The organism is Sphingomonas echinoides (genome assembly GCF_029623395.1).
Lineage (GTDB): Bacteria > Pseudomonadota > Alphaproteobacteria > Sphingomonadales > Sphingomonadaceae > Sphingomonas > Sphingomonas echinoides_A.
Genome location: NZ_JAPYKK010000005.1, coordinates 91,920 through 109,724 on the forward strand (window position 1 = coordinate 91,920; position 17,805 = coordinate 109,724).

Below are 17,805 nucleotides of genomic sequence, written 5' to 3' on the forward strand. Positions count from 1 at the left end.
CCCGCTGCACTGCCCCACCCCAACCCCTCCCCTGAAGGGGAGGGGCTATGAAAAAGTCACGCCGCCGCTGCGTTCGCCACGGTCTTCGCCCGCAGCCCCAGCAAATGGCAGATCGCGAAACTCAACTCCGCACGGTTGAGCGTGTAGAAATGGAAGTTCCGCACGTCGCCCGCATACAACTTGCGACACAGCTCGGCCGCCAGCGTCGCCGCGATCAGACCGCGCGCGCCCGCATGATCCTCGAGCCCCTCGAACAACCGCCCCATCCACGCCGGCACCTCGGTGCCGCACATCGCCGACATCTTCACGATGCTCTGGAAATTGGTGACGGGCATGATCCCCGGCACCATCGGCGCATCGATCCCCGCCGCCGCCGCACGATCCCGAAAACGGAAGAACGTCTCGGGTTCGAAGAAAAACTGCGTGATCCCCCGCGTCGCGCCCGCGTCCAGCTTGCGCTTGAGATTGTCGAGATCATGCGCATCGTCATGCGAGTCGGGATGGCATTCGGGATAAGCGGCGACCGAAATCTCAAACGGATGCAGCCGCTTGAGCCCCGCCACCAGATCGGCAGCATTGGTATAGCCGTCCTTGTGCGGAACGAACCCGTCCGCGCCCGGCGCGTCTCCGCGCAGCGCGACGATATGCCGCACGCCCGCCGCCCAATATTCCTGCGCGATCTCGTCGATCTCGCCCCGCGATGCCTCGACACAGGTGAGATGCGCCGCCGCCGGCATCGTCGTCTCGCGCTGGATGCGCGCGACGGTCGCGTGGGTGCGATCCCGCGTCGTCCCGCCGGCACCATAGGTCACCGACACGAACTCGGGCGCGAACGGCTCCAGCGTGCGCACGGTCTGCCACAGCGCCTCTTCCATCTTCTCTGTCTTGGGCGGGAAGAATTCGAACGATACTGCCGCATCGCCCGCCAAATCCGCGAACAACGGCGCTTCGAGCGCGCGCCGCGCCTCCTCGAGCTGGTTTACCGAAATCGTCATGCCGCCATCGCCTCTTGTATTCCGGAACGTTCGGCATCGCGCTTGCGCGCCAGCCACAATTTGACCGTGAGTTCGCCACCCATCAGCGTTTCGGTGCGCACCGGGTCGAGCCCGGCCGCCGCGAACCACGTCGTCATCTGCTCATCGGCGAAACCCAGTCGGGTATGCCCGTCCTGCGCGCGCAATTCCTCGCGGTCATGCGCCGCGAAGTCGGCGATCAGCAGCCGCCCCCCCACGTTGAGCACGCGTGCCGCTTCAGAAATCGCAGCGCCAGGCTGTTGCGCGAAATGCAGCACGTGATGGACGATCGCGACGTCCGCCGCGCGATCGGCTAGCGGCAGCGCATACAGATCCGCCTGCCGCAACTCGATGTTGGTGAGCCCCCGCTCGGACAATTTTGCACGCGCAAGCCGCAGCATTTCCGACGATCGGTCGATTCCCAAAGCCTGATCCGCCCGTCCGGCGAACAGTTCGAGCATCCGGCCAGTCCCCGTCCCGATATCGATCAACTGCCCGATCGGCGCATCGCCGACTACGGCAGAAATCGCCGCTTCGACTTCGCTTTCGGCGATATGGAGGGAGCGGATCGCGTCCCATTGGCCGGCATTCGCCTCGAACCAGCTTGCTGCAGACGCCGCCCGGTCCGCGCGAACCGCCGCCAGCCGCGCCGCATCCGCGACCGCCCAGTGATCGGGCGAGAGCGCGGCCCATTGGTCGAGCGCGCCTAGCACGGGGCCGACCGTGGCCCCTTCCCCCAGCGCCACGAACACCCAGCTGCCTTCTTTCCGCCGCTCGGCCAGCCCGGCGTCGCACAGGATCTTGACGTGGCGGGACACGCGCGGCTGGCTTTGCCCCAACACTTGCGCAAGCTCCCCGACGGAAAGCTCCATCGAGCGCAGCAACGCCACGATCCGCAAGCGCGTCGCGTCCGCCAGAGCGCGAAAGATATCGAGAGCGATGGTCATCTGGCAGCGACATATAAAGATATCTTTATATGCGGTCAACGACGACGATGGCTGCGCTGTGCGACTTTCGCAACGTATCGCGTCCCCGGGTCCGATCGTCCCGTCAGCGGACCTTTGCGCGATTGCGTGGGTTAGACCCCTTCGATACCTTAACCGATCCTATCACGGGAGCCTTTATGACCAAGTCCATCCTCCTCCTGCCGATCCTCGCCCTCGCCGCCGGCGGCATGTCGGCCTGCAGCGAAAAGGCACAAAACGACGCCAGCACCGCTGCAAACTCGATTGCGGGTGACGTCAACGAAACCGCCCGGAAGGCGCGCGACGATACCGACGCCGCGCTCAGCGACGCCGAGACACGGATGGACAATTTCGGCCAGGCGGCCGGTGAGAAAGCAGACCGGCTCGGCGACGACGCAGACCGGGCTGCAGACCGCCTCGGCGAAAAGGCCGACCGCGTGGGCGATCGCGCCGGTGCCGCTGCCCGCGATATCGGTAACGAGATCGACAACTGATGCGCTGGGGCGTCCTGTTGGTGGCAGCGCTGGTCAGCGCGTGTTCGGGCGGCACTCCTGCTGCCCGTAACGCGATGGCTGGCGAGGATTTGTCGCATAACACCGCCACCGTCCCACTCGACGCGAACAGTGCCGACATGAACGCCGCTGAAGTCGTCCCCGATGATGAGGGCGGCACCGAAGACGAATCTGGAGCCAAGCCGCAATGACCGAACACCGTCGCCTCGGGGCCACCGACCTCCGCATCGCGCCGCTCGTGCTGGGCGGCAACGTCTTTGGCTGGACCGCGGATCAGGCCACCAGCTTCGCCGTGCTAGACGCGTTCGTCGCGGGCGGTGGTACGATGATCGATACGGCCGACGTCTATTCCGCCTGGGTACCCGGACATCAGGGCGGCGAGTCCGAGAGCATGATCGGCGCCTGGCTCAAGCAGAGCGGCAAGCGCGATCAGGTTCAGATTGCGACAAAGGTCGGGATGCTTCCTGGCGAGGGCGGCGAAAAGCTCGCCCCGGCGCGGATCGCGGCGGCGTGCGAGGCGTCGTTGCAGCGGCTCGGGGTCGACACGATCGACCTCTATTTCGCGCATCAGGACGATGAGTCGGTGTCGCAGGAGGACGTGCTCGCGGCGTTCGGGAAGCTGATCGATGCGGGCAAGATCCGCGCGCTGGGAGCGTCGAACTTCCACGCCAAGCGGCTGAAATCGGCAAACGATGCGGCTCGCGAGCATGGCCTGCCGCATTTCCATGTGCTTCAGCCCGAGTATAACCTCGTCAGTCGCAAGAAGTTCGAAGGCGAACTGCAGTCCTATTGCGTTGAGAACAACATCGGGGTCGTGCCCTATTACGGGCTCGCCTCCGGGTTCCTGACCGGCAAGTATCGCAGCGCGGACGATTTTGGGAAGAGCGTACGCGGTGGGCGGATGCAAGAACTCCTCGATGGCAACGGTCCTGCCGTGCTGGCGGCGATGGATTCGGTCGCCGACGAAACCGGTGCCAGCCTCGCGCAGGTCGCACTGGCGTGGCTCAAGGAGCAGCCCGCGGTGACCGCGCCGATCGCCAGCGCCACGTCGGTGCAGCAGGTCGAGGATCTGCTGGGTGCGATGAACCTTGCGCTGACCACCGAGCAGCTGGACCGGCTGACGGCGGCGGGCGCGTAAACAGGTCCTCCCCTTCCCCGGCCTCCGCCGGGGAAGGGGTACCGTTTCAGGCAGCGAACTGGTTCATCGTATTGTGCGCGCCGCCGGCCTTGAGGGCTGCCTCGCCCGCGAAATATTCCTTGTGGTCGTCGCCGATGTCGCTGCCCGACATGTTCTGGTGCTTGACGCAGGCGATCCCCTCACGGATTTCCTTGCGCTGGACGCCTTTCACATAACCGAGCATCCCCGCCTCGCCGAAATACTCCTTGGCAAGATTGTCGGTCGACAGCGCTACGGTGTGATAGGTCGGCAGCGTGATGAGGTGATGGAAGATCCCCGCACGCGCCGCGGCGTCGCGCTGGAAGGTCCGGATGCGCTCGTCCGCTTCGTCCGCCAGTGCGGTGCCGTCATAGTCGACCGACATCAGCTTCGTCCGATCGTACGCTGACAGGTCGCGGCTTTCCGCGGCCCAGGCGTCATAGACCTGTTGGCGGAAGTTGAGCGTCCAGTTGAACGACGGCGAATTGTTGTAGACCAGCTTGGCGTTGGGAATGACCTCCCTGATCCGGTCGACCATACCCGCGATCTGTTCGATATGCGGCTTCTCGGTCTCGATCCACAACAAGTCCGCGCCATGCTGAAGCGAGGTGATGCAATCGAGCACGCAGCGGTCTTCGCCCGATCCGGCGCGGAACTGGAATAGATTCGAGGGCAGCCGCTTGGGGCGCAGCAGCTTGCCGTCGCGGTTGAGGATGACGTCGCCGTTGCGTGCGGTCGTCGGGTCGATCTCCTCGCAGTCGAGGAAGCTGTTATACTGGTCGCCGAGGTCGCCCGGTGCCTTCGACACCGCGATCTGCTTGGTCAGTCCCGCCCCCAGCGAGTCGGTGCGCGTGACGATGATACCGTCGTCCACCCCCAGCTCGAGGAAGGCGTAGCGGCACGCGCGGACCTTCGCGAGGAAGTCCTCGTGCGGGACCGTGACCTTGCCGTCCTGATGGCCGCACTGCTTCTCGTCACTGACCTGATTCTCGATCTGGAGCGCGCACGCCCCCGCCTCGATCATCTTCTTGGCGAGAAGATACGTTGCCTCGGCATTGCCGAAGCCGGCGTCGATGTCGGCAATGATCGGAACGACATGCGTCTGGTAATTCTCAATCGCGTTGAGCAGGCGCTGCTCCTCGATCGCATTGCCCGAAGCGCGCGCCGCATCGATGTCGCGGAACATCATCCCGAGCTCGCGGGCGTCGGCCTGACGCAAGAACGTGTAGAGTTCCTCGATCAGCGCGGGGACGCTGGTCTTCTCGTGCATCGACTGGTCGGGCAACGGGCCGAACTCGCTGCGGAGCGCCGCGATCATCCAACCCGACAGGTACAAATAGCGCCGCTCGGTCGAGCCGAAGTGCTTCTTGATGCTGATCATCTTCTGCTGCCCGATGAACCCGTGCCAGCAGCCGAGCGACTGGGTGTAGTGCGCTGGGTCCGCATCATAGGCCGCCATGTCGCGCCGCATGATGGCCGCCGTATAGCGCGCGATGTCGAGGCCGGTCTGGAACCGGTTCTGGAGCCGCATCCGCGCGACCGACTCGGCCGAGATGCCGTCCCACGAGCCGTTGTGGCTGCGGATCAGCGTGTTGGTTTGAGCGATGCTGGACTGGTACGTCATCGAGGGCCTCACTGTGTAGCGATTTCCACGGAATAGCGTTCTTTACAGGAATCCAGACGGGAAACGTCCGAACTACAGCGTACCGCCGTCAATCCTTCGCCAGGTTATTTGTAAATGTGTGATGTTGTTGACACCGCAGATGGTCGGAAGGTTAGGGGAAAGTTAGGCGGAATCGCATCGTAATTTGGCCCCTCCCCTTTATCAAACGCGGCTGAGCACATCGGGGAGAGCCGTACCCCACACCATAGAAAGACGCCGCGCTGTAGAACAGCACCGCCGGAAACGGGCGAGGTCGGCTCAGTCGCCGCCGAACGAGAAGCCGCTGATTCCGCGCTCCCGTTCGTTGACGATCAGCGCGCGACCCGACGGCGGCAGCGACCGTTGCGGACACTGTCCGCGCCCACAGGCACGACACCCCAGCCCGATCGGCGTCGCTTCCCCTGTCAGGTCGACCCCACGCGCCGCGGCAAGCGCGCCCGCATGTGCAGCGGCAACGCCGACCCCGACGACGAACTCCGCCGGCACCGTGCCATACCGCCGCCCCTGCGGAGTGACGGTGCGCGCGATCGTGAACCAGCGCGATCCGTCCTCCAGCGCCACCAGTTGAACCGCCAGCGTTCCCGGACGCTCGAACGCTGCGTGGAGCCGCCATAGCGGACAGCGCGCCTCCGCCTCGGCAAGCGGCGATGCGCTCGCGCCCGAGAAACGCTTCGACGCCTGCCCCGCCCGGTCGATCCGCACCAGGAAGAACGGCAGCCCGCGTGCGCCAACCCGTTGCAGCGCGGTCATACGATGCGCGACCTGTTCGAACCCCGCGCCGAACCGGCGTTGCAGCAATTCGATGTCGTAGCCCGTCGCCTCGCACGCACGCAGGAACCGGGCGTAGGGCATCATCAACGCCGCCGCATAGTAATTGGCGAGGTGGCGCCGATAGAGCCGCTCGGCTGCGCGGTCGGCAAATCCTGCGCCCTTGGCCAGTGCCTCGATCTCGTCGCGCGCTTCGATCTGCGCGAGCTGGACCGCGACGGCAAACGTCCGGCTGGCGGGATCAAGCATTTCCGACAATTGCACCTGTCGCGCATGGAGATCGGTGCGGCGCAGCAGTTCGGGCATCACGTCGACCGGCAGGACGCGGATCGTCAGCTGGTGCTTGACGCGCAACCGTTCCGAGATCGCGCCGTACAGATCCCCCGCGCCCATCCGCAATTCGTCCGCGAGCGCCTCCGCCGCGGCATCCAGGTCGGCGAAATGGCCGCGCCAGCGTTCGATCTCGCGGCGGACCTCGCTGATCGGATCGACTGCGGCGGGATCGTCGGGCGTCCCGCCCGCGCGGATCCGGTCGAACGCACGCGCGAACGCTTCCGCGCCGCCGGGTGCGCCTGCGAGCCACTCCTCGATCTCGTTGCGGTCGATCTCGAGGTCGGCGAACATCGGGTCGGCCAATCTGCGCCGGAGCGCCGCCTCGCCGCCGCCGGGCTCGCCCGCCGCCAGCGCGCGGGGATCGAAGTCGAACGTTTCGGCCAGCTTGACCAGCAGCGTCGCGGAGAGCGGGCGCTGGTTCTTTTCCACGAGGTTGAGATAGCTGGGGGAAATCGTCAACACTTCGGCCATTGCGGCCTGGGTGAGGCCAGCGCCGCGGCGCAGGCGACGCACCGCGTGTCCAGCGAACAGCTTGCGATCGGCCATGTATCCCTCCGCTCGTCAATACTTTACAAACGTACGTACGCTTGACCAGGGAAGTTTACAAGCCGACCGCGCTGCGATGCGATGCGCCGTTACGCGAACGAGATTCGCCGCCTAGGGACTGGTCAAGAAAGTTTCCTGGGGAGGAAAGGATGCCCGCCACACGCAAGTGTGGCGGGCATTTCCCGTTCTGGGGCAAGGCGTTACGTTCCGTACACAAGTGCTTCCCCGGCGAAGGCCGCTGTAACCGACCACTGCCGCCGCGATCCACCGCCCACTCCTGGGCTCCGGCCTTCGCCGGGGAAGCGCCCGCCGTGCAAACGGAAGCCTTCATCAAGCACGAAAAAGGGGCAGGTTTCCCCGCCCCTCCTTGCACCTCACAAAACCGGCGGGCCGAAGCCCGCCCGCCCCGCTTACGCAGCCAGCTTGCGCAGCACGTACTGCAGGATGCCGCCGTTGAGGAAATATTCCAGCTCGTTGACGGTATCGATCCGGCAGCGCGTCATGAACGTCTCGACCGTGCCGTCGGCGCGGGTCATCGTCACTTCGACGTTCTGGCGCGGGCGGATTTCCGAGACCTTCATGATCGTGAAGCTCTCCGACCCGTCGAGGTTCAGCGTCTTGCGATCGACGCCGTCGGCGAACTGCAGCGGCAGCACGCCCATGCCGACGAGGTTCGAGCGATGGATCCGCTCGAAGCTCTCGGTGATGACGACGCGGACGCCGAGCAAATTGGTGCCCTTCGCCGCCCAGTCGCGCGACGAACCGGTGCCATATTCCTTGCCCGCGATGACGATCAACGGAACGCCGTCTTCCTTGAAGCGCATCGCCGCATCGTAGATCGGCATCGTCTCGCCCTTGTACGAGGACATGCCGCCCTCGACGCCCGGGACCATCTCGTTCTTGATGCGGATGTTGGCGAAGGTGCCGCGGACCATGACATTGTCGTTGCCGCGACGCGCGCCATAGCTGTTGAAGTCCGCACGCGCGACCTGACGCTCCATCAGCCACGCACCCGCAGGGCTGTCTGCCTTGATCGAACCAGCCGGCGAGATGTGATCGGTCGTGATCGAATCCCCGAGGATCGCAAGCGGACGCGCCTCGATGATGTCCTGCACCGGCGCCGGGGTCATCGACATGCCCTCGAAATACGGCGGGTTGGCGATGTAGGTCGAGCTTGCCGGCCACGCATAGGTGTCCGACCCGTCGATATCGATCGCCTGCCACTTGGCATCGCCCGTGAAGACGCTGGCGTAGCGCGACTGGAACATGCCGCGGTCGATGTTGGCGTCCATCACTTCGCGGACTTCGGCGTTGGTCGGCCAGATGTCCTTGAGGTACACGTCCTCGCCCGCGGTCGACTGGCCGATCGGCGTGGTGGTGAAGTCCTCGGTCACCGTGCCCTTGAGCGCGTAGGCGACGACGAGCGGCGGCGAAGCCAGGAAGTTCGCGCGCACGTCGGCCGAGACGCGGCCCTCGAAGTTGCGGTTGCCCGACAGGACCGACGCCGCGACGATGTCGTTGCCATTGATCGCTGCGGAAATCGCAGGCGCGAGCGGGCCCGAGTTACCGATGCAGGTCGTGCAGCCATAGCCGACGAGGTTGAAGCCGACCGCGTTGAGATCGGTCGTGAGACCGGCCTTGTCGAGATAGTCGGTGACGACCTGCGAGCCAGGGGCGAGCGAGGTCTTGACCCACGGCTTGGGCTTGAGGCCCAGCGCGTTCGCCTTGCGCGCGACCAGCCCTGCGGCGACCAGCACCGACGGGTTGGAGGTGTTGGTGCAGCTCGTGATCGCGGCGATCACGACGTCGCCGTCGCCGATGTCATGGTCGCGGCCTTCGACGGGGACGCGAATGGCGTTCGAATGGCCGTAGACCTTGGCGAGATCCGCGTTGAACGTGTCGTCGACCTCGGTGAGGATGACCTTGTCCTGCGGGCGCTTCGGACCGGCGAGCGACGGGACGACGTTCGCCATGTCGAGGCCGAGCGTGTCGGTGAAGACGGGATCGGGCGCATCCGCGAGACGCCACATGCCCTGTGCCTTGGCATATGCCTCGGTGAGCGCGATCTGCTCTTCGCTGCGCCCGGTGAGGCGCATGTAGTCGAGCGTGGCGTCATCGACCGGGAAGAAGCCGCAGGTCGCGCCATATTCAGGTGCCATGTTGGCGATCGTCGCGCGGTCAGCGAGGCTGAGCGCGTCGAGGCCCGGGCCGTAGAACTCGACGAAGCGGCCGACGACGCCCTTGGCGCGCAGCATCTGCGTGACGGTGAGCACGAGATCGGTCGCGGTGATGCCCTCGGCGAGTTCACCGGTGAGCTTGAAGCCGACGACTTCGGGGATCAGCATCGAGACCGGCTGGCCGAGCATCGCGGCTTCCGCTTCGATCCCGCCGACGCCCCAGCCGAGCACGCCGAGGCCGTTGACCATCGTGGTGTGGCTGTCTGTGCCGACGCAGGTGTCGGGATAGGCGATCGTCTTGCCGTCGGGCGCGGTCGAGGACCACACCGCCTGCGCGATGTTCTCGAGATTGACCTGGTGGCAGATGCCGGTGCCGGGAGGCACGACCTTGAAGTTGTCGAGCGCCTTCGAGCCCCACTTGAGGAACTCATAGCGCTCGTTGTTGCGCTGGTACTCGAGCTCGACGTTATCCTCGAACGCCTGCGGCGTGCCGAATTCGTCGACCATCACCGAGTGATCGATCACGAGATGGACCGGCACGAGCGGGTTGATCTTGACCGGGTCGCCGCCGAGCTTGGTAATCGCATCGCGCATCGCCGCGAGATCGACGACGCACGGGACGCCGGTGAAATCCTGCATCAGCACGCGCGCGGGGCGATACTGGACTTCGCGGTCCGACTTGCGCTCCTGCTGCCAGTCGATGATCGCCTGGAGATCCTCGGTGGTGACGGTGACGCCATCCTCGAAGCGGAGCAGGTTCTCGAGCAGCACCTTCATCGAGAACGGCAGGCGGCTGATGTCGCCCAGCTTCTCGGCGGCGGTGGCGAGGCTGTAATAGTCGTAAGCGGTGCCACCAACGTCAAGCGTGGTGCGCGTGCCGAGTGTATCCTGGCCAATGGCGGTCATGTGCAGCGGGTCCTTCCCTATGCGTCGGGCCGCGGCGGGGAGGCGAAACCGTCAAGGCTCCGCGCGGGCGCGACCGACTGTGCGAATGCAAGAGTCGAGGTGCCCTTAGCAAGGGGGCTGCGCGGGGGAAAGGGCGCGTCTGCGTTCACCGTGGGTTCGCGCATACTCCGGGGAAAACCCGACACATTCTTTTACTACGCAGAGATACTAAGTAATTTTTTAACGGTCGTGCGTCCTTGGCCAAATACCGAGCGTAGCTGTGCCACGACGGGAGAGGGTTCGGTTCATGCGGTTCCGGGCACCGTCTGCGCGCGCCTTGAATTTCGGTTTTTGCCTTTGTTTACAACGGCTTGGAACCATAACTCGATGTGCGGGTTAGCGAAGTACCATCCACAGGGAGGTCGAGTTCAATGACCGAAGATGTAAACCAGCAGTTGATCGAAGCGCTCGATCGGCGCGTAGAACGACGCAACGATCGTCGTGATTTCTTTAAATCCGCGTTCGGCGCAGCCGCCGTGGCGGGTCTCGCGGGCGGAGCCGCAATCGGCCTGGCGGGTCGTGCGGAAGCGCAAAGCGCACCAAGCGACGCCGACGTGCTCAACTTCGCGCTCAATCTCGAATATCTCGAAGCGCAATTCTACAGCTTTGCCGCCAACGGCACGGGCCTCGCCGCCAACATGCTGACCGGTCTCGGCACTCAGGGCGCAGTTACGGGCGGTCGCAAGGTGACGTTCAGTGACCCGATCGTCGCTGCCTACGCCAAGGAGATCGCAGGCGACGAGCTCGCGCACGTAACCTTTCTGCGCACGCAGCTCGGCACGTCGGCGATCGCGCAACCGGCGATCGACATCGACGTGACCCCGACCTCCGCCTTCAGCAACGCCGCACGCGCGGCCGGCCTGATCGGCGCTGGCGAGGCGTTCAACGTGTATGAGAACGACAACAACTTCCTGCTCGGCGCGTACATCTTCGAAGACGTCGGCGTCACGGCCTATAAGGGCGGCGCGACGCTGCTGACCAACAAGACGTATCTGGAAGCCGCAGCCGGCATCCTCGCGGTCGAGGCGTATCATGCCGCACTCGTTCGAACCGTACTGTACCGCAAGGGTGTCGACACGCCCGCGCTTCGCACGTCGGCGGACAAGATCTCGAACGCGCGGGACAGCCTCGACGGTACGACCGATCTCGATCAGGGTATTTCGACCGTCCAGATCAACGGTGGAGATGCATCCAACATCGTGCCACTCGACGAGAACGGTCTCGCGTTCTCGCGCACCGTCGCGCAAGTCCATAACATTGCGTACCTCACCAACGCGCGCGTGATGGCAGGCGGCTTCTTCCCCAACGGGACGAACAACCCGAACGCCGACCTGCGGTTCAGCGGCGCCAATTAAGCCGCTTTAGACATCACGCCTTCTCCAAGGGAGAGTAGCAATGGATACTACGAATATTTTGACGCAGGTGCTGGAGGCGAGTGACCGCCGCCGCGACGAGCGCCGCAACTTCCTTCGCGTCGCCGGTCAGGCGACGGTCGCAGCGGGCGGTCTTTCGCTGCTCGCCGCGTGCGATAACGGGCCGAAGGGCTTCAACCCGACGCCGACCCCGACGCCCACCCCTACCCCGACGCCGACCAGTGCGCCCGTTTCCGACGGGGATATTCTGAACTTCGCGCTCAATCTCGAATATCTCGAAGCACAGTTCTACTCGTTCGCGGTGTACGGCACGGGTCTTCCCGCATCGCAAGTCACCGGTGTCGGAACGCAAGGTGCCGTAACCGGCGGCCGCAAGGTAACCTTCGAAGACCCGATCGTCGCACAATATGCGCGTGAGATCGCGGCAGACGAGATCGCGCATGTCGCCTACCTGCGTACTGCGCTCGGGTCTGCGGCGGTGGCGATGCCGGCGATCAACATCGACGGCAGCGCGACGGGGGCGTTCACCGCAGCCGCGCGGGCGGCCGGTGTCGTCTCGTCGACGGGCGTGTTCGATCCGTACGCCAACGACAATGCGTTCCTGCTCGGCGCTTTCATCTTCGAGGACGTCGGCGTCAGCGCCTACAAGGGCGCCGCGCCGTTGCTGACGAGCAAGACCTATCTGGACGCCGCAGCGGGCATTCTGGCGGCAGAAGCGTATCACGCGGGTCTGATCCGCACGATCCTGTACGGCAAGGGCTTCGCCGCCGGCACGGCCACGGGTTCGATCTTCGATCAGGTTCGGATGATCAGTGACGCGCGAGACAGTCTGGATGGATCAATCGAGGACGATCAGGGGATTGCCGGGGCAGACTCGTCGATTTCGAACATCGTTCCGACCGACGGCTCGGGTATCGCTTACAGCCGCAGTGCAGCGAATGTGCTGAACATCGTGTACCTTACCAAGTCTGCGACGGTAGGGGGGGGCTTCTTCCCCAATGGCGTGAACGGGTCGATCAAGACCAGCAACGCCAACTGATCGTATCTCCACCATGTCAGGCAATTGACATGGTGGAACCTTGCAAGGACCGTGCGACGATCGTCGCACGGTCCTTTTTTATGCAATTCCCGGCTCCGCTTGTCGCGCAATGCGTTACAGGGCAACACGTCCCCGACACATAACAGGAGATACCCCATGCGCGTACCGATCCTCGCTGCGGCAGCCTTGGCGACGCTCAGCCTCTCCGCCTGCGACAAGGCAGGTCCAAAGACCGGCGCCCCGATGGCGAACGGCGCCCGTGCCGTTGCCATGCTGCGAACCGCGGACGGCGCCGAAGTGGGCCGCGCAAGCGCGACCGAAGTCGGCGGTGGCCTTCGCCTCACGGTCGACGTGACCGGGATGCCCGCGGGCACCCACGGCGCGCATGTCCATACGGTCGGCAAGTGCGATGCCCCTGACTTTGCCAGCGCCGGCGGACATTGGAATCCGACATCCACCAAGCACGGGTCGATGAACCCGCAGGGCCCACATGCGGGCGACCTGCCGAACCTGGTCGTCGGCACGAACGGTCGCGGGACGATCGGGATGGTTCTTCCCGGCGCAACGATGGCCGGGTTGCTCGACGCAGACGGGTCAGCGCTGGTCGTTCATGCCAACCCGGATGATCTGATGACCGACCCCTCGGGCAACAGCGGCGGGCGCGTTGCCTGCGGCGTATTCGCCGCGAGTTAAGGTTTCGCGGGCTGCGGGGGGCGAGTTGGTCTGGACTAGATGTCCTCGCCCGCACCCCGCGCCCACGCCTCTCGTTGCGCCTCGGCATTCGGCACTAGCCGGTACGCCGCAAGGCCTGCTGCGATCGTAATTGGCGCGGCGCACAGCAGCGACAAAACCCCCACAGACAAACTGCCGGAGAGCGTCGAGATTCGCCCTGCGAGATACGGCCCCATCGCCAACCCGAGCAGCGTCGTCCCGATGAAGAATGTCCCCGTCGCGGTTCCACGCATTCTAGGGAGCACGAGGTCCTGCATCGTCGCTCCGGCAGCCCCGAGCGCGGTGCTGGCGAAGATGCTCGACAAGAAGAAGCACGGGAAGAAGACTGCAGCGCTCGTCGCGGTAAACGCTCCGATGACGAACGGGATCGGCGCGATCGCGCCGAACAGGACGACGATCACGCGCCCCGCCGGATTCCGCCGCCGCAGCCGATCCGCCATCAGGCCGCCGAGCATAACCCCCAGAAATCCCGCGAGCGCACCGGTCGACCCGACCAGGAGCCCCGCCATCGCCGGCGACGTACCCAACGTCCGCATCACGAACGGCGCCGCCCAGAAACTGATCGCATAGGCCATGAACGCATTGAGGCCATAAGCCACGACGATGCACAGAAAGGCCGGATTACCGACGATCAACCGATACGTCGGCGGATCGCGACGCTTCAGCGCCGCCGCCCAGGAAAAGACCGCATACACCCCGATCCCTACGGCGATCCACTGTGGCCATGGCTCGCCGATCGCATGCAGGCCGAGCACGGCGGCAACGACGATCCCGAGGGCGAGGATGTTGGTCAGAAACGCCTGTAACCCGCCCCGCGCAGCGCCGATCAGCGTCAACGGTGGAAGGATCGTGAGCAATTCCGACAGGAACGCGCTGAACGGTGCCGGATGCCGCTCCGGTCGCGGCAAGCCTTCGACGGCACCACGGATCGGTTCGCGCAGCGTCGCGACGACCGCCGCCAGGATCAGGCCGGGAATGCCGACGATCATGAACGCGGCTTGCCAACCGTGCAGACCGAACGGCCCGCCGTCGGGATAGGCCTGGTTCCACCGCTGAACGATCAACCCGCCGACTCCGAGCGACAGCCCGCCCCCGACGTACAATCCGGACGAATAGATCGCGAGCGCGGTCGCGCGCAGGCGTTTCGGGAAATAATCCGAGATCAGCGAATAGGCCGAGGGACTCGCGGTCGCCTCCCCGACGCCCACGCCGATCCGCGCCGCGGCGAGCGCACCCCCGCTCTGGGCGAGCCCGGATGCCGCCGTCATCGCGGACCACAGCCCCAGACCGAGCGTCATCAGGCGGACCCGGTGCCACGTGTCCGCAAGCCGACCCAGTGGAATACCGAACAGCGAATAGAACACGCCGAATGCGGTCCCATACAGAAAGCCGAGATCCTCATCCTTCAAATTGAGGTCACGCTTGATGTCTTCCGCGAGGATCGAGATGATCTGCCGATCGACGAAATTGAGCACGTAGACGAGGAACAGGATCCCGAGCACCAGCCACGCATAACGGGAAACGCGGGCCGTTTCGGGCGAATCCGCGATGGCCGGGCCGGTATGCATTGGGAGCGCTCCTCTCGAACTTTTGTTCTTGTACGAAGCGTAGCAGAGCATACCGCGATTACGAAAGCGATTTAGCAACCCGAATTGGAGCGCCCCGCCGCCGCGCTTGCAGGCGCGTTTTAGGATCGGCGCGGCCGCCTACGGCACCGGATCCCGTGGCTGCGTCATGTTACGCTATGTTGCTGCCGCCGGAAGCCCCCCGGATTCGCTTGAAATACGGGCAAGGTGCGCCGATATTCAAGGCAACCGGCACACGGCCGGCTGCAAGGAGCTTTTCGTAATGGCAAACTGGTCTGATCCCCGTCCGAACGCCTCCGCGTTCCAGACGGCTGGGACCACCCGCGCGGGGGCGTATGACGCTGGCCTGCGGCGGTACATGCTGTCCGTCTATAACTACATGGCGTCCGCGGTCCTGCTGACCGGGATCGTCGCGCTCGGCTTCGTGGCGAGCGGTGCGGCAGCGACCGTTTTCGGTGGCCCAGGCATCCTCAAGTGGGTGATCACCCTCGCCCCGCTCGGTTTCGTGTTCGGCATGAGCTTCGGCCAGAACCGGATGACCAACTCGACGCTGCAGATCATGTTCTGGGGCTTCGCGGTGGCGATGGGCCTGTCGCTCTCGACGGTCTTCCTGGTCTACAGCCCGACGGCGATCGCACAGGCGTTCTTCGCGACGGCAGCGGCGTTCGGTGGCCTCAGTCTGTATGGCTACACCACCAAGCGTGACCTGTCCGCGTTCGGCACGTTCCTGACGATGGGGCTGATCGGCCTGATCGTCGCAAGCCTGCTCAACATGTTCCTGAATTCGGGTCCGCTTGGCCTCGTCATCAGCTTCGTCGGCGTCCTGCTGTTCGCTGGTCTGACGGCTTATGACACCCAGCGCACCAAGGCTATGTACGCCCAGGTTGCTGGTACCGACATGGAGCAGCGCGTGACGATCATGTCGGCGCTGAGCCTGTACCTCGACTTCATCAACATGTTCCTGTTCATCCTGCGCCTGTTCGGCAACCGCAACTGATCGCCGCTTAGGTAAGAGCTCTTCCGAAAGGGCCCGATGGCGCGATCCATCGGGCCTTTTTTATTGGCGTTTCCCTCCGACCGCACAAAGGACATTCATGCGCATCGCGATCGAGGCCATGCTCGACTATACTATCGATGGCGCGGCGGACGTGCTGTTGCTGATCGAAGCGGCCAAACAGCCCGATCAGCATCTCGAGATGCAGGATCTGCGAGTCTATTCGCCCGAGCCGCTGCGCGCGGTGCGCGGGGAAGACGGGATCGGGCAACGCTGCTGGGCCCGGGGGGAAGGCGCATTCCGTGCGGATTACCGCGCGATCGTGCGGATCGATCGGCCCGTGATCGACTTTTCGGTCCTCCCCAACACGCCGGTACGGCTCATGCCGGTCGACACGATCCCGTATCTGCTGCCGAGCCGCTATTGTGAGTCGGACCGTCTGGAAGGCTTTGTCGAGCAGCATTTCGGTGGCTTAAGCGGCGGCCCCCTCGCCGCGGCGCTGGTTGATTGGGTCGCCGGGCATTTGCGCTACGAGGGCGGCACGTCGAACGGCACGACCACGGCGATGATGACCTTTGCCGAACGACACGGCGTATGTCGCGACTATGCGCACCTCCTCGTCGCGCTGGCGCGGGCCGGCGGGATACCGGCGCGCTGCGTCTCCGCTTACGCGCCTGGGGTCGACCCGCCCGATTTCCATGCGGTGGCGGAATTGTGGGTCGGGGGCGGCTGGCATCTGGTCGATGCAACCCGCATGGCGTGCTGTTCGGATCTCGTCCGGGTCGCGGTCGGGCGCGATGCAACGGACATCGCCTTCATGACCGTGTTCGGCCGCGCTGCCTTCGTCGCGCAACGTGTTTTGGTCACGCGTCTGGAATGAGGGAACAGGCGCGTCGGTCGGATCGTTCTCCTTGGCTAACGATCAGGAGTGAATTCATGACCGACGACCCCAAGCTGATCGACGACAAGGCCCTCGACGGCCTCTCGGTGGCGCCCGGCGATCCCGAGGAAGAGGCAACCGCGAACAAGCAGGATGCGGGCCAGGACGCATCGATCGCGCACCGTCTGGAACGGAACCCGTCGAGCCCCGATGCAGCGCTCGACAACGCTCTGGACGAGTCGATGGACGCGTCCGACCCGCCCTCGACCAGCCGCCCCGGCGAAAACGGCGAACCGCCGCGGTCTTCCGGCTATGATGCAGAAGCCGAGGCAAAGCGGTCTTCCGACAAACGCTGACGCCTACGATCCCGCCTCCCCCCGCACGGAACGGCCGTTCCGTGCGGGGACGATCCGCATTCGTACAAATATCTCATCTCGTCGCATCGGATGTTGCGCCGCAACACGATTTATGGTCGCTTAGTTTCGCAGTGGGTTTCCGGCGTTAACCATGTGGTAATGCAAGAAGCGCATTTTTGCTGGACTGCACGATTGTAGCGGAGTGGCACGATGGGTTCTCGGATGAAAGCGGCCAACGGCACGATGACGCTGGCCGAGATGAAAGAGTTCGCGGGGTTCCCCGCATCGACCCAGAGATATATCCGTCGCGCCCTCGATATCGGTCTCGACCGTCAGGACGCACTCGCTTTGTGGTCGCGCGATGTCGTCGAAGCCGCGAGCATTCGCGCACAAGCCCGGTTGTACGACCGCCTACCCAATATCCGTATGATGATCCCGGATGACGGCGGCCTCGAGGGGGTCGAGACGATCATGGGGCCGCTGCTCACGCTTTCCGCCTTCGACCTCGGACAGGGCCGCCTCACCACCTTTGCCGCCTACCGTTTCCTTTACGAACGGTTGATCGGTGCCGAAATCCGGCCGTGGCTCCCCGCAGCTTTCTGCGCGGCAGCGGCATTGCCGCACCTTCACCCTGAACTGCGTCGGAAGTTGCTGCAATCAATCAGCGAAGCTGCGGCGACGGCGTCGGGATGGTCCAACCGCCAGCCCGGATTCTTCCCCAACTGGGTGGAAAAGGTAGAAGCGGCAGCAATGCCGCACTGACGCGC

At 64.7% G+C, this 17,805-nt stretch carries 16 protein-coding genes; 10 read left to right on the plus strand and 6 right to left on the minus strand.

All coding sequences use genetic code 11. The features are described 5' to 3' along the window. Positions 1-56: 56 nt before the first annotated feature. Complete coding sequence (gene metF, locus QBJ92_RS04830) at positions 57-995, minus strand: methylenetetrahydrofolate reductase [NAD(P)H] (protein WP_277968558.1); 939 nt, start codon at positions 993-995, stop codon at positions 57-59. Then, entirely contained in the window at positions 992-1,960 is a 969-nt protein-coding gene (locus tag QBJ92_RS04835) for an ArsR/SmtB family transcription factor (protein WP_277968559.1), read from the minus strand. Before QBJ92_RS04835 ends, metF begins: the two co-directional genes overlap by 4 nt. Positions 1,961-2,136: 176 nt before the next feature. On the opposite strand from QBJ92_RS04835, the gene QBJ92_RS04840 reads away from it, so the two are divergent. The 3 genes from QBJ92_RS04840 to QBJ92_RS04850 are packed head-to-tail and all read left to right on the plus strand — an operon-like array spanning position 2,137 to position 3,628. Beyond that, positions 2,137-2,472, plus strand: a complete 336-nt coding sequence (locus tag QBJ92_RS04840; protein ID WP_277968560.1) for a hypothetical protein — start codon at positions 2,137-2,139, stop codon at positions 2,470-2,472. After that, positions 2,472-2,681 carry a hypothetical protein gene (locus QBJ92_RS04845; protein ID WP_277968561.1) on the plus strand — a complete coding sequence of 70 codons (210 nt, stop codon included), beginning with the start codon at positions 2,472-2,474 and terminating at the stop codon, positions 2,679-2,681. The genes QBJ92_RS04840 and QBJ92_RS04845 overlap by 1 nt, the downstream gene beginning before the upstream one ends. Continuing rightward, positions 2,678-3,628, plus strand: a complete 951-nt coding sequence (locus QBJ92_RS04850) for an aldo/keto reductase (RefSeq protein ID WP_277968562.1) — start codon at positions 2,678-2,680, stop codon at positions 3,626-3,628. The genes QBJ92_RS04845 and QBJ92_RS04850 overlap by 4 nt, the downstream gene beginning before the upstream one ends. 46 nt (positions 3,629-3,674) lie before the next feature. Here the strand turns inward: QBJ92_RS04850 and QBJ92_RS04855 are convergent, their stop codons facing one another. The 3 genes from QBJ92_RS04855 to acnA all read right to left on the minus strand — a co-directional run bounded on the left by QBJ92_RS04855 (position 3,675) and on the right by acnA (position 10,039). Beyond that, positions 3,675-5,270, minus strand: coding sequence for an isocitrate lyase (locus QBJ92_RS04855; RefSeq protein WP_277968563.1), 1,596 nt, complete (start codon positions 5,268-5,270; stop codon positions 3,675-3,677). Between the two features lie 297 nt (positions 5,271-5,567). Then, a complete protein-coding gene (locus tag QBJ92_RS04860; protein ID WP_277968564.1) occupies positions 5,568-6,956 on the minus strand; it encodes a helix-turn-helix domain-containing protein in 1,389 nt (462 codons plus the stop codon). A gap of 410 nt (positions 6,957-7,366) precedes the next feature. After that, a complete protein-coding gene (gene acnA, locus QBJ92_RS04865) occupies positions 7,367-10,039 on the minus strand; it encodes an aconitate hydratase AcnA (protein WP_277968565.1) in 2,673 nt (890 codons plus the stop codon). Between the two features lie 410 nt (positions 10,040-10,449). On the opposite strand from acnA, the gene QBJ92_RS04870 reads away from it, so the two are divergent. The 3 genes from QBJ92_RS04870 (at position 10,450) to QBJ92_RS04880 (ending at position 13,183) form a co-directional block, all read left to right on the plus strand. Further along, positions 10,450-11,433 carry a ferritin-like domain-containing protein gene (locus QBJ92_RS04870; RefSeq protein ID WP_277968566.1) on the plus strand — a complete coding sequence of 328 codons (984 nt, stop codon included), beginning with the start codon at positions 10,450-10,452 and terminating at the stop codon, positions 11,431-11,433. Positions 11,434-11,473: 40 nt separating this feature from the next. Then, positions 11,474-12,490 (plus strand): ferritin-like domain-containing protein, encoded by a 1,017-nt coding sequence (locus tag QBJ92_RS04875; RefSeq protein WP_277968567.1) that lies wholly within the window; start codon positions 11,474-11,476, stop codon positions 12,488-12,490. A gap of 156 nt (positions 12,491-12,646) precedes the next feature. Further along, positions 12,647-13,183: a superoxide dismutase family protein gene (locus QBJ92_RS04880; RefSeq protein ID WP_277968568.1), complete on the plus strand. Its 537-nt coding sequence runs from the start codon at positions 12,647-12,649 to the stop codon at positions 13,181-13,183. Positions 13,184-13,218: 35 nt separating this feature from the next. Here the strand turns inward: QBJ92_RS04880 and QBJ92_RS04885 are convergent, their stop codons facing one another. Then, positions 13,219-14,790, minus strand: a complete 1,572-nt coding sequence (locus tag QBJ92_RS04885; protein WP_277968569.1) for a spinster family MFS transporter — start codon at positions 14,788-14,790, stop codon at positions 13,219-13,221. 280 nt (positions 14,791-15,070) lie between these two features. Here QBJ92_RS04885 and QBJ92_RS04890 point away from each other — a divergent pair, with 280 nt between their 5' ends. The 4 genes from QBJ92_RS04890 to QBJ92_RS04905 all read left to right on the plus strand — a co-directional run bounded on the left by QBJ92_RS04890 (position 15,071) and on the right by QBJ92_RS04905 (position 17,800). Continuing rightward, a complete protein-coding gene (locus QBJ92_RS04890; protein WP_277968570.1) occupies positions 15,071-15,805 on the plus strand; it encodes a Bax inhibitor-1/YccA family protein in 735 nt (244 codons plus the stop codon). Between the two features lie 97 nt (positions 15,806-15,902). Further along, positions 15,903-16,682 carry a transglutaminase-like domain-containing protein gene (locus tag QBJ92_RS04895; RefSeq protein ID WP_277968571.1) on the plus strand — a complete coding sequence of 260 codons (780 nt, stop codon included), beginning with the start codon at positions 15,903-15,905 and terminating at the stop codon, positions 16,680-16,682. Between the two features lie 56 nt (positions 16,683-16,738). Next, positions 16,739-17,038, plus strand: coding sequence for a hypothetical protein (locus QBJ92_RS04900; RefSeq protein ID WP_277968572.1), 300 nt, complete (start codon positions 16,739-16,741; stop codon positions 17,036-17,038). Between the two features lie 210 nt (positions 17,039-17,248). Beyond that, entirely contained in the window at positions 17,249-17,800 is a 552-nt protein-coding gene (locus QBJ92_RS04905; RefSeq protein ID WP_277968573.1) for a hypothetical protein, read from the plus strand. Positions 17,801-17,805: the final 5 nt, after the last annotated feature.

Excerpts from the sequence above, each read along its gene's own strand:
- acnA (WP_277968565.1), bottom strand. The coding sequence starts at position 10,039 with ATGACCGCCATTGGCCAGGATACACTCGGCACGCGCACCACGCTTGAC.
- QBJ92_RS04885 (WP_277968569.1), bottom strand. The coding sequence starts at position 14,790 with ATGCATACCGGCCCGGCCATCGCGGATTCGCCCGAAACGGCCCGCGTT.
- QBJ92_RS04845 (WP_277968561.1), top strand. The coding sequence starts at position 2,472 with ATGCGCTGGGGCGTCCTGTTGGTGGCAGCGCTGGTCAGCGCGTGTTCG.
- QBJ92_RS04850 (WP_277968562.1), top strand. The coding sequence starts at position 2,678 with ATGACCGAACACCGTCGCCTCGGGGCCACCGACCTCCGCATCGCGCCG.
- QBJ92_RS04895 (WP_277968571.1), top strand. The coding sequence starts at position 15,903 with ATGCGCATCGCGATCGAGGCCATGCTCGACTATACTATCGATGGCGCG.
- QBJ92_RS04900 (WP_277968572.1), top strand. The coding sequence starts at position 16,739 with ATGACCGACGACCCCAAGCTGATCGACGACAAGGCCCTCGACGGCCTC.
- QBJ92_RS04890 (WP_277968570.1), top strand. The coding sequence starts at position 15,071 with ATGGCAAACTGGTCTGATCCCCGTCCGAACGCCTCCGCGTTCCAGACG.
- QBJ92_RS04860 (WP_277968564.1), bottom strand. The coding sequence starts at position 6,956 with ATGGCCGATCGCAAGCTGTTCGCTGGACACGCGGTGCGTCGCCTGCGC.
- QBJ92_RS04875 (WP_277968567.1), top strand. The coding sequence starts at position 11,474 with ATGGATACTACGAATATTTTGACGCAGGTGCTGGAGGCGAGTGACCGC.
- QBJ92_RS04880 (WP_277968568.1), top strand. The coding sequence starts at position 12,647 with ATGCGCGTACCGATCCTCGCTGCGGCAGCCTTGGCGACGCTCAGCCTC.
- QBJ92_RS04835 (WP_277968559.1), bottom strand. The coding sequence starts at position 1,960 with ATGACCATCGCTCTCGATATCTTTCGCGCTCTGGCGGACGCGACGCGC.
- metF (WP_277968558.1), bottom strand. The coding sequence starts at position 995 with ATGACGATTTCGGTAAACCAGCTCGAGGAGGCGCGGCGCGCGCTCGAA.
- QBJ92_RS04905 (WP_277968573.1), top strand. The coding sequence starts at position 17,249 with ATGGGTTCTCGGATGAAAGCGGCCAACGGCACGATGACGCTGGCCGAG.
- QBJ92_RS04870 (WP_277968566.1), top strand. The coding sequence starts at position 10,450 with ATGACCGAAGATGTAAACCAGCAGTTGATCGAAGCGCTCGATCGGCGC.
- QBJ92_RS04840 (WP_277968560.1), top strand. The coding sequence starts at position 2,137 with ATGACCAAGTCCATCCTCCTCCTGCCGATCCTCGCCCTCGCCGCCGGC.
- QBJ92_RS04855 (WP_277968563.1), bottom strand. The coding sequence starts at position 5,270 with ATGACGTACCAGTCCAGCATCGCTCAAACCAACACGCTGATCCGCAGC.